Raw genomic sequence first — 14,700 nt, 5'->3', positions numbered from 1 at the left:
CGAGGAACGAGGTCGCGCACGGTCATACCGAGATCTCACCTCGGCGGTAGAGCCGTCCTGGGATCGGGTCTCGATACGGCTCGCTCGCTCCTCGCTCGCCTGCTCGACCGCCCTCGGGAGACTCAGCCGAAGAGCGTCTCCACCCAGGCGCGCGACACCTTGCCGGTCGACGGCGGGGCCGTCATGTCGGCGGTGATCCGCGGCAGCGGCGCCGTGTGCTGGCCGGCGTTGCGGTGCCAGTCGTTCTCCGCCTCCACCAGCACACCGAGGTCAGCGCGCGAGAGGAACACGCCGTGTCCCTCGGGGCACTGACTGACCGTCGCCTCGCCGAGGGTCTTCTCGTCCATCTCGGCACCACATCGGGGACACGTCAGGCTCTCCATCCCACGACGGTACCGCTGGACCCCATACTTCGACCGTGACCGCGCCGAACAGCCCCAGCACGGGCTACCTCGACTCCCCGACCCCGATCGCCTTCGCCCACCGCGGCGGGGCCTACCACCCCGAGATCGAGGGCCTCGAGAACACGCTCGCGGCCTTCCGGCACGCCGTGGGACTGGGCTACACCTACCTCGAGACGGACGTGCACGTAACCAGCGACGGCGTGCTGCTGGCGTTCCACGACACGGTCCTGGACCGGGTGACCGACCGCACCGGCGACATCGCCACCTCGACGTACGCCGAGGTGCAGGGCGCGCTGATCGGTGGCAGCGAGCCGGTGCCGACCCTCGCGCAGCTGTTCGACGCCTTCCCCGACGCCCGGTTCAACATCGACCTCAAGTCCCACGGTGCCGTCGACGCCCTGGCGGCGTTCGTCGAGGAGCGCGAGGCGTGGGACCGCGTGCTGGTGGGCTCGTTCTCGCGGCGTCGGATGATCGCGTTCCGCCGGCGCACCGCAGGTCGCGTCGCGACGTCCGCCCACCCGCTCGAGGTGGTGGCCTTCGTCCTCTCCCCCTCGGCACGCCTCGCGCGGCTGCTGACCCGCGGGCGACCGGTCGCGCTGCAGGTCCCCCACCGGCAGGGGCCGGTGCTCGTCGTGTCGCGAGGGCTGGTGCGACGCGCGCGGGCGGCGGGGGTGCAGGTCCACGTGTGGACGATCGACGATCCGATCGAGATGAACACCCTCCTCGACCGTGGTGTCGACGGCATCATGACCGATCGCACGGACATACTCAGGGACGTGCTCCGCTCCCGCGGACAGTGGCACGGCCCGACCGGGTCGTCCGAGGACCCCACGAAGGGTGAGGCATGAGCGACGTGACCAGCCCGATCGCCAACCTGGCACCGTTGGACCAGGCACGCGAGCAGAAGGCCTGGTACTGGTACGACTGGGCCAACAGCGCCTACACGACGACCATCGGCACGGTCTTCTTCGGCCCCTACTTCATCAGCCTGGCGGAGAACGCCGTCGGCGGGGAGGACGGGACGTTCCGCTTCGCCGGGCTCGACCTGCCCCCGGACTCGCTGTTCTTCTGGCTCATCACCGTGTCGACGATCCTGTCGGCGCTGGTCCTCCCGCCGCTGGGGGCGTACGCCGACCGCGTCGCCAACAAGAAGGGGCTGCTCGCCGCACTGGCGTGGACCGGCGCGTTCTTCGCCGCCCTGATCTTCTTCGCCACCGGGGACAACTGGCAGCTCGCCGCCCTCGGCATCGTGCTGGGCAACCTGTTCTTCGGCGCGGCCGGTGTCGTCAACGACTCGATCCTGCCGCTCATCTCGGACGAGGAGAACCGTGACCGCGTCTCGTCGCGCGGCTGGGCGTGGGGCTACCTCGGCGGCGGCCTGCTCCTGGTGATCAACCTCGCGGTCTACCTCGGCCACGACAGCCTCGGCCTCGGGGAGGCGCTCGCCGCCCGGCTGTGCATGCTCTCGGCCGCCGTGTGGTGGGCCGGGTTCACCCTCATCCCGTTCCTGCGGCTGCGCAACCACCCGCCGGTGGACGTCGAGCAGGTGTCCGGCAACGCCGTCGCGCGGAGCTTCGGCCAGCTCGCCGCGACCCTGCGCGACATGCGCAACTACCCCATGGCGCTGACCTTCCTGGTCGCCTACCTGTTCTTCAACGACGGCATCCAGACCGTCATCGCCTCCGCGTCGGTCTACGGCTCCGAGGAGCTCGGTCACTCCCAGACGATCCTCATCGCGACGATCCTCATGGTGCAGTTCGTCGCGTTCGGCGGAGCGCTGCTGTTCGGCCGGCTCGCGGCCCGGCTGGGCGCCAAGCGCACGATCCTGGGCGGTCTGGCGATCTGGTGCGTCATCGTCACCGTCGCCCTCTTCCTGCCCGCCGGCAACGTGCCCTTCTTCCTCGTCCTCGGCGCCGCCATCGGCATCGTGCTCGGTGGCACCCAGGCGCTGGCGCGGTCGTACTTCTCGCTGCTGATCCCCCGCGGCAAGGAGGCGGAGTACTTCAGCTTCTACCACGCGATGGACCGCGGGACGTCGTGGTTCGGGACCGCCACGTTCGGCATCGTCCTGGCCCTCACCGACTCCTACCGGCCCGCGATCTTCGCCCTGATCGCCTTCTTCGTCATCGGCGGCCTGCTGCTGACCCGCGTCGACACCGAGCGCGGCATCCGCGAGGCCGGCAACGACCTCCCGAGCGTCATCTGAGGCCCGCCGCCCCGCATGTGACGAGCATCACCCCTGGGGGTGAGGTTCCTCTCGCCTGAGCGTGGCCCGCCCGGCCGCGAATCCACGGAATTGTGACGGCCCCGCTACCGTTGAAGATCAAAGGAGACGGGCCGCGTCGTCATGAGCGGCGTCACGAAACCACGTCTGGCTCGTTTCCCACTTGACCCGGTACACAACACAACGGGTGTCAGCAACCCAATGGAGGTGGGCACGGTGGCGGAGCGCACACTGCGTGGCGCGAGGCTCGGCGGCCAGAGCTTTGAGGACGAGCGCGGCATCGAGTTCGCGGCTCGTCAGCAGGTCGGATACCGATGCAAGCAGGGCCACGAGTTCGAGGTCACGATGTCGGTCGAGGCCGACATCCCGGCGGTGTGGGAGTGCCCGCGCTGCGGCGCCGAGGCGCTGAGCACGGCGGGCATCCTGCCCGAGGAGAAGGTCGAGAAGCCCGCTCGTACGCACTGGGACATGCTCCTGGAGCGTCGCTCGGAGAAGGAGCTCGAGGACATCCTCAAGGAGCGCCTCGAGCTGCTGCGCGGCGGCGAGATCGGTCCCGCGCACCTGCACCGCGCGAACAAGAAGAAGCGCGTCTCCTGACCGCTTCGACCTGAGGAGCACGACCTACGGGTCGATCACGTCGCCCCGGACCACCGGCCCATCGCCGCCCGGTCCGGGGCGACGCTCATGTCCGGGGCCGGAGCCCGGTCCGAACCCCGGTCCGAATCCGGCACCCCCGCCGAAGCCCGGGCCGAACCCGGCGCCGAACGGTCCGCCCGCCGGGGTGGCGACGAGCCGCTTCTCGACCACCGTCGTGAGCAGCCGCCGGGCGACCGGACGGGTGAACGGCAGGATCAGGAGGATGCCGAGCACGTCGAGGACGAAGCCCGGGCTGAGCATGAGGGTGCCGCCGATCAGGACGAGGGCGCCGTCGGCGATCTCGCGTGCGGGCATCCGACCGTCCTGCAGCGCCTGGCGCAGTGCTCGCCAGGCCCGGCCGCCCTCGCGCTTGATCAGCCAGGCGCCGACCATGCTGTCGAGGACGAGGAGCAGGATCGTCCACCAGGGCCCGACGAGCTGCCCGACCTGGAGGATCGCCCAGATCTCCACGAGCGGCACCACCACGAACGCGGCGGCGAGCACCGGTCGCAGCCACGGCCGGCGACGGCGCGGGGAGGGCGGAGCCGGGTGCGTCATCGGTGTCGCCGGGCCTTGAGGTGGGCGAGGCGCTCGGACAGGCCCCACCGCGTGATCAGTCGGAGGGACTCCGAAGCCACCTGGCCGCTCATCTTGGAGTCGCCGCGCTCGCGTTCGATGAACTCGATCGGCACCTCGGCGACGCGGAGCCCGCGGCTCACGGTGCGGTAGGCGAGGTCGGTCTGGAACACGTACCCAGTAGACCGCACGGCCCCAAGGTCGATGGCCTCCAGCGTGGTCCGGCGGAACAGGCGGAAGCCGGCGGTGGCGTCCTTGACCTTCATGCCGAGCAGCAGCCGGACGTAGAGGTTGCCGCCGCGGGACAGCAGGAGCCGCTGCACGGGCCAGTTCACGACCGACCCGCCGCTGACGTAGCGCGACCCGATGACCAGGTCGGCGGTGCGCAACGCGTCGAGCAGCAGGTGGAGCTGCTCGGGCTGGTGGGACCCGTCGGCGTCCATCTCGCCGATGACGTCGTAGCCCGCCGCGAGGGCGACGTCGAAGCCGTTGAGGTACGCCGCGCCGAGGCCGGCCTTCTCGGTCCGGTGGACGACGGTGACCGCGGGATCGGCGGCGGCGAGCCGGTCGGCGATGGCGCCGGTGCCGTCGGGGCTGTTGTCGTCGACGACCATCACGTCGACGCCCGGCTGGGCCGCCCGCAGACGACCCACGATCCACTCGAGGTTCTCCGACTCGTTGTAGGTCGGGATCACCATGACGCAACGCCCGAGTCCCTCGACGCTCACGTGCTCACACCCTGCTCCATGACGGCGCTGCCGGGGCGGGTGCCCCGTCGGCGACGACCATAGGCGATGAGGACCGTGAGGGTGTGCACGAGGAGGAAGACCAGGGCGAGTCGTCCCGGCCACACCCCGAGCACGACGGCAGGCGTGGTCGTGGTGCTGAGGCCCACCGTCTCGACGAGGACCTCCTGGCCGCGGGCGGGGACCGAGGCGACGACGGTGCCGTCCGGGCGCACGACGCCCGAGATGCCGTTGATCGCGGCGACGACGACCCAGCGGCCGGTCTCGAGCGCCCGGAGCCGGCTGATCTCGAACTGCTGCGCCAGCTGGCCCGTGCGGCTGAACATCGCGTTGCTGGTCTGCACGGTGACCAGCTCGGCGCCGCGCGCGACCTGACCGGCGATGCCCTCGTCGTACGCCACGTCGAAGCAGATCGCGTCGGCGACCCGGATACCGCCCACGCGCAGCGGCTCGAGGCTGGTGCCGCGCACCATGTCGCGGGGCACCTCGGTGAGCCGTCCGTAGGACGACGGCATCCAGCTGACGCCGCGGAAGGGGATGTACTCCCCGTAGGGCACGGGATGGCGCTTGGTGTAGCGGTCGCCGCTGCCGAGGCCCGGCTCGTAGACGATCCCCTGGTTGAGCACCTGCGTCTCGTCGAGCGGGTCGTTCGACATCCCACCGACGATGACCGGCACGCCGATGGCGTCCGAGGCGGAGATGATCCCGGCGTGGATCTCGGTGTCGAGGAACGGGTCGACGGCCGTGGAGTTCTCCGGCCACACGACGAAGTCCGGCTGCGGCTCGTCGCCCGCCTCGACCGCGTCCGCGAGCTCGCGGGTGAGCCGGACGTGGTTGGCGGTGACCTCACGGTGGACGGCGGGGACGTTGAGGCCGGTGCCGGGCACGTCCCCCTGCACCGCGGCGACCGTGGCCGTCCCGGACTCCTCGACGGGGACCTGGACCAGCACGGGCGCGACCGTCACGACGGCCAGCGCGGCGACGACCGCGTACGCCCGGCGCGTCGGCGTGCGGACCTGCAGCAGCAGCCACGCGAGGGTCGTGCCGGTGAGGGCGACGAGGAGGCTGGCCCCGACCATCCCGACCCAGGGGATCGCGTCGGCCCAGGGTGTGTCGGCGGTGGCGTACGCAAGGCGGCCGAACGGCATGCCGCTGAAGGGGAAGCCGCTGCGCAGCGTCTCGATCCCGACCCACCACAGGGCCGCCAGGACCGGCCAGGCGCGCGATCGCAGGCTCCAGGACAGACCGATGCCCAGCGGCACGAAGAAGGCCGCCTCGAGGGCGCACATGGCGATCCAGGCGTCGGTGCCCACCGCGCGCATCCAGACCATCACCGCGTAGACGAACGCGATGCCGAACAGCAGGCTCGGGAGCCAGGCCCGCCGCGGGGCGAGCCCGCGCACCGAGAGCACGAGCGCGGCGATCGCCGGGGGCATCAGCCACGCGATGCCGACCGGCTCGAACGCCGCCGCCAGCACGAGCCCGCCGACGAGGGCGAGGAGGCAGCGGAGCGGCACGCCCGAACGGTAGCCGACACCAGGTCGGCCGGCGGGGGCGCCTGCAGCGGAGCGGGAGGAACGCGGAGGCTTCGGACCAACGCACGACCGCCTGGCTGACGATCGCGCGGAGTTGTCTAACGCCCCGGGGTTCCTCCCGCATCCGGCCCCCGCGGAGCACTCACGACGAGTCGACCGACGGAGGGCATCGCTGGCTTCGCGTACCTCACGTCAGTCTCCCCACTGCCGATCGTGCCGACCGCGGGCTGCACAGGCGGACCACGGAACCCTCCCTCCCCCGGGGTGTGGTGTCAACACGCGCCTGACCTGCACGGACGCGGGAATTCGCAGGTCAGCGGGGTGCGCGTCCCGGGAGGAACACGGAGGATTTCTGACCCGCTGCGGCGTGTCGCGCGGGACACGCCGCAGCCGGGCGTCGCTGTTTCAGGAAGCGGGAGGTACGACAACGGTCCCGGTCGCCGTGGTGGCGACGACCGGCGGGTCGAGCACCTGCGCGGCACCGGGGGCCTCGGGGGTGGGCGCGCCCCGGCCGACGACGTGGACGGCGAAGTCCATCACCCGGCTGCGGGTGCCCTCGCGCACCAGCGTCGCGCTGATCTCGAGGACGTCGCCGGCGCGCACGGGCGCCTTGAACTGGACGTCGGAGTAGGACGCGAAGAGCCCCTCGTCACCGTCGAGGACGATGCACATCTCCGTCGCGACGTCCCCGAAGAGGCCGAGGCTGTAGGCGCCGTCCACCAGGTTGCCGGCGTAGTGGGCGTGGGAGTAGGGGACGTAGCGGCGGTGCGTGACCCTCGTGCCGACCCGGTCGGGGGTGTCGCTCATGAGGCGCTCCTGTTCGTGAGTCGGTGGACGATGAAGGACGCGACCTCGCCGGGGGTCGTGCCGCGGCTGAAGACCCGGTCGACACCGAGCTCGTCGGCCATCGTCTCGTCGAAGCGCGGTCCGCCGACGACCAGCAGCGGTCGCTTCGCTGCGGGGTACGCCTCGCGGAAGGCGGCGGACATCTCGCGGGTGTTGAGCAGGTGCGCGTCGCGCTGGGTGACGACCTGCGAGACGAGGACCGCGTCGGCCTTCTCCTCGCGGGCGGCCTCGACGAGCTGGGGCACGGAAACCTGCGCGCCGAGGTTCACGACCTTGAGCTCGCGGTAGTACTCCAGGCCCTTCTCCCCCGCGAAGCCCTTGATGTTGAGGATCGCGTCGATGCCGACGGTGTGCGCGTCGGTGCCGATGCACCCGCCGACCACCACCAGGCGGCGACGCATCGAACGCTTGATCGCCGCGTTGGCTTCCTTGGGCGTCAGCAGCGGGTAGTCGCGCTCCACGACCTCCACCGTGCTGGGGTCGACCAGGTGGTTCACCCGGCCGTAGACGACGAAGAAGGTGAACCCCTCCCCCATCGGCTTGGCGTGGACGACCAGGGCCGGGTCCATGCCCATCTTGTTGGCCAGCTGGACCGCGGCGCCCTCGGCGACCTTCGAGTGCTCGATCGGCAGGGTGAAGGACAGCTGCACCATCCCGTCGCCGGTGGTGTCGCCGTAGGGCCGGATCAGACCGGTCATCGCTGGTCTCCCTCGAGGATCTCGGTCGCGGGGTTGTAGTAGCCGGCGGCCTTCGCCGCGACGCCCTCGAGCCCCTTGCCCTTGTCGGCGGGACGCTTCATCAGGCCGAAGGTGCCGTCGGCGATCGCCGACAGCAGGGGCGGCTCGCCGGGCACGCTGCGGTCGGCCTTGATCTGCTCGAGGAGGCCGACGGCCTCGCCGAGCACCTCGCGGGCCCGGGTGGCGATGAAGCCGTCGGGCGCCGGGTGGAAGTCCTCGCGCAGGTTGCCCGCGGCGTTCATGACGTAGCGGACGTTCTGCAGCGCGAGGTCGCGGTCGGAGATCCACGGCGTCACGACGGCCTCGGTCATCATCCCGACGAGCAGGATGCCCTGCCCGGTCATCGCGCCGACGAGGTTGAAGAAGCCGTCGAGGAGGTAGCCCTTGAAGATGTCTCCGGTCATGTGGCGCGTCGGCGGCATCCACTTGAGCGGCGCGTCCGGGAACAGCTCTCGCGCCAGCATCGCGTGGGCGAGCTCGAGGCGGAACGAGTCGGGCACCTCGGGGTCGATCTCGAACGCGTGACCGAGGCCGAGCTGCCAGTCCTCGAGCCCGGCCTCCTTGGCGAAGTACTCGTTGAGCAGCTGGCTCGTCGTCACCGTGTGCGCGGCCTCGACGGCGTCCGCGGTGGTGAGGTAGTTGTCCTCGCCGGTGTTGATGATGATGCCGGCACGGGCGTGGACCTGGCGGCTGAAGCGCTGGTCCACGAAGGTGCGGACCGGGTTGATGTCGCGGAACAGGATGCCGTACATCGAGTCGTTCAGCATCATGTCGAGGCGCTCGAGGCCGGCCAGTGCCGCGATCTCCGGCATGCACAGCCCGGAGGCGTAGTTGGTGAGCCGGACGTAGCGACCGAGCTCCTTCGACGTCTCGTCGAGCGCCGCGCGCATCAGGCGGAAGTTCTCCTGCGTGGCGTAGGTCCCGGCGAAGCCCTCGCGGGTGGCGCCCTCGGGCACGAAGTCCAGCAGGGACTGGCCGGTCGAGCGGATCACCGCGATGACGTCGGCGCCCTCCCGGGCGGCGGCCTGCGCCTGCGGGATGTCCTCGTGGATGTCGCCGGTGGCGACGATGAGGTAGATCCAGGGCTTGCTGGGGGCGTCGCCGACCTTGGCGATCATCCGCTCGCGGGCGCCCCGCTGTCGGTCGATCCGCGTGATGCCGGCCGCGACCGCCCTGCGGGAGGCCGTACGCGCCCGGGTCGCGTCCTTGCCTTCGGGGACGCGGAAGGTGACGGACCCGGCTGCGGCCTTCTGCGCGAGCACCAGCAGGTCGTCGCCCTCGCCGCGGGCCAGGGCGTCCCACACGGGGAGGCTGACCCCGTGCTCGAGGCCGACGTCGGCGCGGACCGCGTCGGCGAGGCGGTTGACCCACGGCGTGCCGTCCGGGTCGGCTCCCCCGAGGCCCGCGAGACGCAGCGTGGCGCGCTCGACGGACACGGTCGTGTGGCGGGTGGCGAGGTCGACGATCGGCTTGCCGACCTGCCGGGCGAGGGTGCGCGCGCGGCGTACGTCGGCGCGGTCGATGCCGAGCTGGCTGCGCGGGGTCCTGCTGGTCGCCGCCATCACAGCCTCCGCTCGAACAGGGCGCGGACGCCGGCGTCGGCGCGCAGCAGCTCCATCGCGTACGCCGCGTGACCGGGGACGTACCCGTTGCCGACGAGCATCCGCACGTCGGCGGCCAGGCCCTCGGCCCCGAGCGCCGCCGCGCTGAAGCTGGTGGCCATCGAGAAGAAGATGACGGTGCCGCCCTCGGCGGTGGCGAGGATCGCGCCGCCCTCGCATCCGGGGACGTCGACGCAGACCACGGTGACGTCGGCGGGGCCACCGGCGGCGGTCACGGCGTCGCGCAGGCCGATCGGGTCGCGCGCGTCGGAGATGGTGACCTCGTCGGCGATGCCCGCGCGGGCGAGCAGGTCGCGCTCGGCCTCGTGCGGCACGACGCCGATGGTGCGGGCGGCGCCGGCGGCGCGAGCGGCGGCCAGGCTCAGGGACCCGGACTTGCCGGCACCCCCGATGACGGCCACGGTCGGCGCCTGGCCGCGCGCGGCGTACTCCTCGACGACGCGTGCGGTGAGGGCGGGGGCGCCGCACACGTCCATCACGCTGAGCGACAGGGCCGGGTCGAGGTCGTCGGGGATGACCGCGGCGATCGAGCGGCCGAAGAGCACGGCGTACCCGTCGCACGGGACCTGCTCGCCGCGACCGTCCCACCCGGCCAGGCCGTCCTCGATGACGAGGGGGGTCAGGGTGAGGCTGACGAGCGTGGCGACGCGGTCGCCGACGGACAGCCCGAGCGGTGACTCGGGGCCGACCTCCTCGACGGTGCCCACGAGCATGCCGCCCGAGCCGGTGACCGGGTTCTGCATCTTGCCGCGGGTGGCGACGATGTCGAGGACCTCGGCGCGGACCCCCGCTCCGTCGGTCTCGCCGTACTTCGTGTGCGCGCGCTCGAGCTGGCGGAAGGACGCGGCGTCGAGGTTGAGTCGCTCGACCCGCACCCGCACCTCGTCGGGCCACAGGTCGCGACGCGTGTCGAGGCGCTGGGCCGCCTGCGGCAGGACCGCCTGGTCGTCGAGGACGCGGTGGAGACCGGTCGGGTCGCCGGTGCGGATGTCCGTGGGGGTGCTCATGCGGGTCATCCTTCTATGTTGCCGCTGATCTGCAGTAAATATTGCGGCGCGCCATTGGACTAGCCGCACGTTCTCCACGTACTCTCCCAGATGTGTCGCCGCACACACAACCGGCGCGCCGCACCTGTCGCAGCACCAGCTCAGTACTCAGGAGAACCCATGAGCATCGAGACCGCCGTCCCGTCGGACCTGGCTCTCGCCACCGGACAGCCCTACCCCTACCAGCGGGTCGAGCTCGTCGAGCCCGACTGGACCCGCTTCCCGGGCTGGCGCGACGTCACGGCCGCCGACTGGGCCTCGGTCCAGTGGCAGCGCGCCCACTGCATCAAGAACGTCAAGCAGCTGCGCGAGCTCATGGGTGACCTGCTCGACGAGCGGTTCTACGCCGACCTCGAGCGCGACCAGGCCGAGCGCGCGACGATGTCGATGCTCGTCCCGCCGCAGATGATGAACACCATGGTGCCGACGTTGACGTCGTCGGCAGCGGGCTCGTTCACCGAGGCGTTCTACGCCGACCCCGTGCGCCACTACATGGTCCCGGTCTTCAGCGACCGGCGCACCGACTGGCCCTCGCACCCGCACGCCGCCCGCGACTCGCTCCACGAGCACGACATGTGGGCCACCGAGGGCCTCACCCACCGCTACCCCACCAAGGTGCTCGCCGAGCTGCTGCCGACCTGCCCGCAGTACTGCGGCCACTGCACCCGGATGGACCTGGTCGGCAACTCGACGCCGGTCATCGACAAGCTCAAGTTCGCCGGCAAGCCCAACGACCGCCTCGGCGACATGATCGCCTACCTCCAGCGCACCCCGTCGGTGCGCGACGTCGTGGTCTCCGGCGGCGACGTCGCCAACATGCCGTGGCCCCGGCTCGAGGCGTTCCTGATGTCGGTGCTCGAAGTCGAGAACATCCGCGACATCCGCCTGGCCACCAAGGCGCTCATCGGCCTGCCGCAGCACTGGCTGCAGCCCGACGTCGTCGAGGGCGTCGCCCGCGTCGCCGCGGTGGCCCGCTCGCGCGGGGTGTCCCTCGCGATGCACACCCACGCCAACCACGCGAACTCGGTGACCCCGATCGTCGCCGAGGCGTCGCGCGCGATGCTCGACGCCGGCCTGCGCGACGTGCGCAACCAGGGCGTCCTCCTCAACGGCGTGAACGCCGACCCGCACGCCCTGCTCGACCTGTGCTTCCGCCTGCTCGACGGCGCGCAGATCATGCCCTACTACTTCTACATGTGCGACATGATCCCGTTCTCGGAGCACTGGCGGGTCTCGCTCGCCGACGCGCAGCGCCTCCAGCACCACATCATGGGCTACCTGCCGGGCTTCGCGACGCCGCGCATCGTGTGCGACGTGCCCTTCGTGGGCAAGCGCTGGGTCCACCAGAACGCCGACTACGACACCGAGCACGGCATCTCCTTCTGGACCAAGAACTACCGCACGTCGATCGAGGCCGACGACGCCGAGGCCCTCTCGCGCTACTACGAGTACTACGACCCGATCCACACGCTCCCCGAGTCCGGCCAGCAGTGGTGGGAGCAGCACGGGCGCCTCGACGAGGCCTCGCTCAAGGCCGCCGAGATGGCCGAGGCGTCGCGGCGTACGGCGGCCCTCCAGGCGTACTGAGGGGCTGCGGGGGCCGAAATCCGCGCGCTCGTGCCTACGTCCGTCAGTGATCCCCGGTCAGCCGGGGATCACTGACGTTGTCGGCCTTTGCAACCCCTGACAACGTCAGCGAGAGCCTGACAACCCCTGTCCCGGGACGAGCAGGTCGACCGCAGGGCGTCCACAGGGCCGTCGTACGCGCGCTTCTCCCCACGTCACTGGAGACTGTGGTGCGGGGCGGCGGGCTGCGGGTCACGATCCACGCATGGATCACCAGCTGAGAGCGCTCATCGACCGGCATGGCGTCTTCACTCGCAAGGACGCGATGGCGCTCGGCTACCACGATCGCGCCATCGCGCTGCTCGTCCGTGGCGGCGACTGGGTCCGGGTGCGTCGGGGGGCGTACGTCCTCGGCGACGGCTGGGCCGGACTGGGCAGCAACGAGCGGTACGCCGTCCTGTGCCGCGCGGTCGTACGTCAGGCGCGTACGGAGGTGGTCCTGAGCCACCTGAGCGCTGCCAGCGAGCACGGCACACCTCTCTGGGATTGCGACCTGTCGACCGTCCACGTCACGCGACCCGACGAGCGGGCGGGCCGCGCCGAGGCCGGGGTCGTCCAGCACCGTGGCGTCATCGTCCGGGGACCGGACGGTGAGAACTCGGTGGAAGGTGACCTGGAGCTGCGGAACGGGCTGTGGGTGATGAGCGCGACCCGAACCGCGCTCGAGCTCACGACGATCCTCGATGTCGAGCACGCGCTGGTCGAGATCGACCACCTGCTGCACCAGGGACACACGACCCTCGAGAAGCTCTGGAGGCGCTACGAGTCGATGTCCTGCTGGCCGCGCACGCTGACCACGGACCTCGTGCTCCGACTTGCCGACGGACGTTCCGAGTCCGTCGGCGAGACGCGAACCCGCCACCTGTGCTGGACCCAGCACCTTCCGGCGCCGATACCGAACCACCCCATCCTGGACGAGCGGGGCGTCGAGATCGCCAGAGTCGACCTGGCGTGGCCGGAGCTGGGTGTCTTCCTCGAGTTCGACGGCAAGGTGAAGTACGTGGAGCACCGGCGCGCCGGTGAGTCCGTCGTCGACTGCGTGCTACGCGAGAAGCAGCGCGAGTCCCTCATCGTCGAGCTCACCGGCTGGCGCTGCATCCGCATCGTCTGGGCCGACCTCTACAAGCCTGCGGAGACGGCCGACCGCATCCGCCACCTCTTCCGTGGTGCCGCTGCCTGAAGTTGTCAGGCTCTCGCTGACGTTGTGGGCCTTTGCAACACCTGACAACGTCAGTGATCCCCGGTCAGCCGGGGATCACTGAGCAGGGGGCCCGCCGAGCCCCGGACCGCCGGCGGTCAGTCGAGCGGGCGGTTCTCGTACGGCGTCGAGAGCACGATGGTCGTACGGGTGGACACGCTCGCGGACGCCCGGATCCGCGCCAGCAGCTCCTCGAGGGCGAGCGGGGTCGCCACGCGGATCTTGAGGATGTAGGACTCCTCGCCCGCGACCGACCAGCACGACTCGATCTCCTTGATCCCGACGAGCCGCTCGGGGTAGTCGTCGGGCTGCGAGGGGTCGATCGGCGTGATCGAGATGAAGGCCGTCAGCGGCCGGCCGAGCTGGTCGTGGTCGACCGTCGCGCCGTAGCCGGTGATCAGACCGCGCTGCTCGAGACGCTTCACCCGCTGGTGCACCGCCGAGGTCGACAGGTCCGTCGCCTTGCCGAGATCGGTGAAGGACATCCGGCCGTCCGCGGCCAGCAGGGAGAGGATCTGGCGGTCCTTGGACTCCACCTCGGAAGAACTCACGTGGGCACCCTAGTCCGAACCGGACAGCGCCTGCACGAGTCTCACCGCCGACGAGCCGAGACCCCACCTCTCGTCGAGGGCGAGGACGGCGTCGTGGTCCGCGGGCGTACGCGGGCGGGTCAGGTCGGGCGTGCCGAGGTCGAGGTCGCGACGCACGGCGACCACGCGCGGTGCGACCGCGAGGTAGTCGGCCGCCGCCTTGATCTTGCCCCGCGGACCGGGCCCCATGTCGGAGTCGGGGTCCGCGGCGGCCTCGACGACCGCGTCGATCGTCCCGAAGCGGTTGAGCAGCGTCGCCGCCGTCTTGTCCCCCACCCCGGCCACGCCCGGCAGGCCGTCGGAGGCGTCCCCGCGCAGGGTCGCGAGGTCGGCGTACTGGTGTGCGTCGACGCCGTACTTGGCCCGCACCCAGGCGTTGTCGACCCGCTCGTGCTTGCTCACCCCGCGCGCGACGTAGAGCACCCGGACCGCGGCGTCGTCGTCGACGAGCTGGAAGAGGTCACGGTCGCCGGTGACGATGTCGACGGCCATCCCGGCGTCCGTGGCCAGGGTGCCGATGACGTCGTCGGCCTCCATCTCCGGGTGCCCGACGACGGGGATGCCGTAGGCCTCCAGCACGGACAGGATGACCGGGACCTGCGCCTCGAGCGGGTCGGGCACCTCCTCGACGTCCGGGCGCGGACCGGGGACGGCCCGCACGACCCGGTGCGCCTTGTACGACGGGATCAGGTCCACCCGCCACTGCGGGCGCCAGTCGTCGTCCCAGCAGCACGCGAGGTGCGTCGGGTCGTACTCCCCCACCAGACGGCTGATGAAGTCCATCAGCCCGCGCACGGCGTTGACGGGGGTGCCGTCCGGCGCCCTGACCGAGTCGGGCACGCCGAAGAACGCCCGGAAGTAGAGGGAGGCGGTGTCGAGCAGCAGCAGTCGCCCGTCGGAGGAGGTCATGCGCT

The 14,700-nt window shown here is 71.2% G+C and carries 15 protein-coding genes; 5 read left to right on the top strand and 10 right to left on the bottom strand.

The genetic code is table 11. From position 1 onward, the window contains the following. Nucleotides 1–122: 122 nt before the first annotated feature. Nucleotides 123–383: a zf-TFIIB domain-containing protein gene (locus F4692_RS15940; RefSeq protein ID WP_257029957.1), complete on the bottom strand. Its 261-nt coding sequence runs from the start codon at nt 381–383 to the stop codon at nt 123–125. Between the two features lie 35 nt (nt 384–418). On the opposite strand from F4692_RS15940, the gene F4692_RS15935 reads away from it, so the two are divergent. The 3 genes from F4692_RS15935 to F4692_RS15925 all read left to right on the top strand — a co-directional run bounded on the left by F4692_RS15935 (nt 419) and on the right by F4692_RS15925 (nt 3,225). Next, nucleotides 419–1,252, top strand: a complete 834-nt coding sequence (locus F4692_RS15935; RefSeq protein ID WP_179620694.1) for a glycerophosphodiester phosphodiesterase family protein — start codon at nt 419–421, stop codon at nt 1,250–1,252. Continuing rightward, nucleotides 1,249–2,610 carry an MFS transporter gene (locus F4692_RS15930; protein ID WP_179620693.1) on the top strand — a complete coding sequence of 454 codons (1,362 nt, stop codon included), beginning with the start codon at nt 1,249–1,251 and terminating at the stop codon, nt 2,608–2,610. Before F4692_RS15935 ends, F4692_RS15930 begins: the two co-directional genes overlap by 4 nt. Nucleotides 2,611–2,844: 234 nt before the next feature. Further along, nucleotides 2,845–3,225: an RNA polymerase-binding protein RbpA gene (locus tag F4692_RS15925; RefSeq protein WP_179620692.1), complete on the top strand. Its 381-nt coding sequence runs from the start codon at nt 2,845–2,847 to the stop codon at nt 3,223–3,225. A gap of 24 nt (nt 3,226–3,249) precedes the next feature. Here F4692_RS15925 and F4692_RS15920 read toward each other — a convergent pair whose 3' ends face one another. The 7 genes from F4692_RS15920 to kdd all read right to left on the bottom strand — a co-directional run bounded on the left by F4692_RS15920 (nt 3,250) and on the right by kdd (nt 10,333). Next, nucleotides 3,250–3,822 (bottom strand): FxsA family protein, encoded by a 573-nt coding sequence (locus tag F4692_RS15920; protein WP_179620691.1) that lies wholly within the window; start codon nt 3,820–3,822, stop codon nt 3,250–3,252. Next, nucleotides 3,819–4,538: a polyprenol monophosphomannose synthase gene (locus tag F4692_RS15915; protein ID WP_179620826.1), complete on the bottom strand. Its 720-nt coding sequence runs from the start codon at nt 4,536–4,538 to the stop codon at nt 3,819–3,821. The genes F4692_RS15920 and F4692_RS15915 overlap by 4 nt, the downstream gene beginning before the upstream one ends. A 26-nt stretch (nt 4,539–4,564) precedes the next feature. Next, complete coding sequence (gene lnt, locus F4692_RS15910) at nt 4,565–6,103, bottom strand: apolipoprotein N-acyltransferase (RefSeq protein WP_179620690.1); 1,539 nt, start codon at nt 6,101–6,103, stop codon at nt 4,565–4,567. Nucleotides 6,104–6,526: 423 nt separating this feature from the next. After that, the gene (gene kal, locus F4692_RS15905) at nt 6,527–6,928 is read right to left on the bottom strand and encodes a 3-aminobutyryl-CoA ammonia lyase (protein ID WP_179620689.1); all 402 of its coding nucleotides are present in this window, start codon (nt 6,926–6,928) and stop codon (nt 6,527–6,529) included. Further along, nucleotides 6,925–7,665: a lysine 5,6-aminomutase subunit beta gene (kamE, locus tag F4692_RS15900; protein ID WP_179620688.1), complete on the bottom strand. Its 741-nt coding sequence runs from the start codon at nt 7,663–7,665 to the stop codon at nt 6,925–6,927. The genes kal and kamE overlap by 4 nt, the downstream gene beginning before the upstream one ends. After that, entirely contained in the window at nt 7,662–9,266 is a 1,605-nt protein-coding gene (gene kamD / locus F4692_RS15895; protein WP_179620687.1) for a lysine 5,6-aminomutase subunit alpha, read from the bottom strand. The genes kamE and kamD overlap by 4 nt, the downstream gene beginning before the upstream one ends. After that, a complete protein-coding gene (gene kdd / locus F4692_RS15890; protein WP_179620686.1) occupies nt 9,266–10,333 on the bottom strand; it encodes an L-erythro-3,5-diaminohexanoate dehydrogenase in 1,068 nt (355 codons plus the stop codon). Before kdd ends, kamD begins: the two co-directional genes overlap by 1 nt. Before the next feature lie 159 nt (nt 10,334–10,492). Between kdd and F4692_RS15885 the strand changes: the two genes are divergently transcribed. Both F4692_RS15885 and F4692_RS15880 read left to right on the top strand, forming a co-directional pair. Next, nucleotides 10,493–11,959 (top strand): KamA family radical SAM protein, encoded by a 1,467-nt coding sequence (locus tag F4692_RS15885; protein ID WP_179620685.1) that lies wholly within the window; start codon nt 10,493–10,495, stop codon nt 11,957–11,959. Nucleotides 11,960–12,203: 244 nt separating this feature from the next. Next, the gene (locus F4692_RS15880) at nt 12,204–13,178 is read left to right on the top strand and encodes a type IV toxin-antitoxin system AbiEi family antitoxin domain-containing protein (RefSeq protein WP_179620684.1); all 975 of its coding nucleotides are present in this window, start codon (nt 12,204–12,206) and stop codon (nt 13,176–13,178) included. Between the two features lie 116 nt (nt 13,179–13,294). On the opposite strand, the gene F4692_RS21620 is transcribed toward F4692_RS15880, so the two are convergent. Continuing rightward, the gene (locus tag F4692_RS21620; protein WP_179620683.1) at nt 13,295–13,747 is read right to left on the bottom strand and encodes an Lrp/AsnC family transcriptional regulator; all 453 of its coding nucleotides are present in this window, start codon (nt 13,745–13,747) and stop codon (nt 13,295–13,297) included. Nucleotides 13,748–13,756: 9 nt separating this feature from the next. After that, nucleotides 13,757–14,695 (bottom strand): 5'-3' exonuclease, encoded by a 939-nt coding sequence (locus tag F4692_RS15870; protein WP_179620682.1) that lies wholly within the window; start codon nt 14,693–14,695, stop codon nt 13,757–13,759. Between the last annotated feature and the right edge of the window lie 5 nt (nt 14,696–14,700).

Source organism: Nocardioides cavernae, assembly GCF_013410035.1.
Classification (GTDB): domain Bacteria; phylum Actinomycetota; class Actinomycetes; order Propionibacteriales; family Nocardioidaceae; genus Nocardioides; species Nocardioides cavernae_A.
Note: the sequence above shows the minus strand (reverse complement) of the source record. Positions and strands in the feature narration are given on the sequence as shown.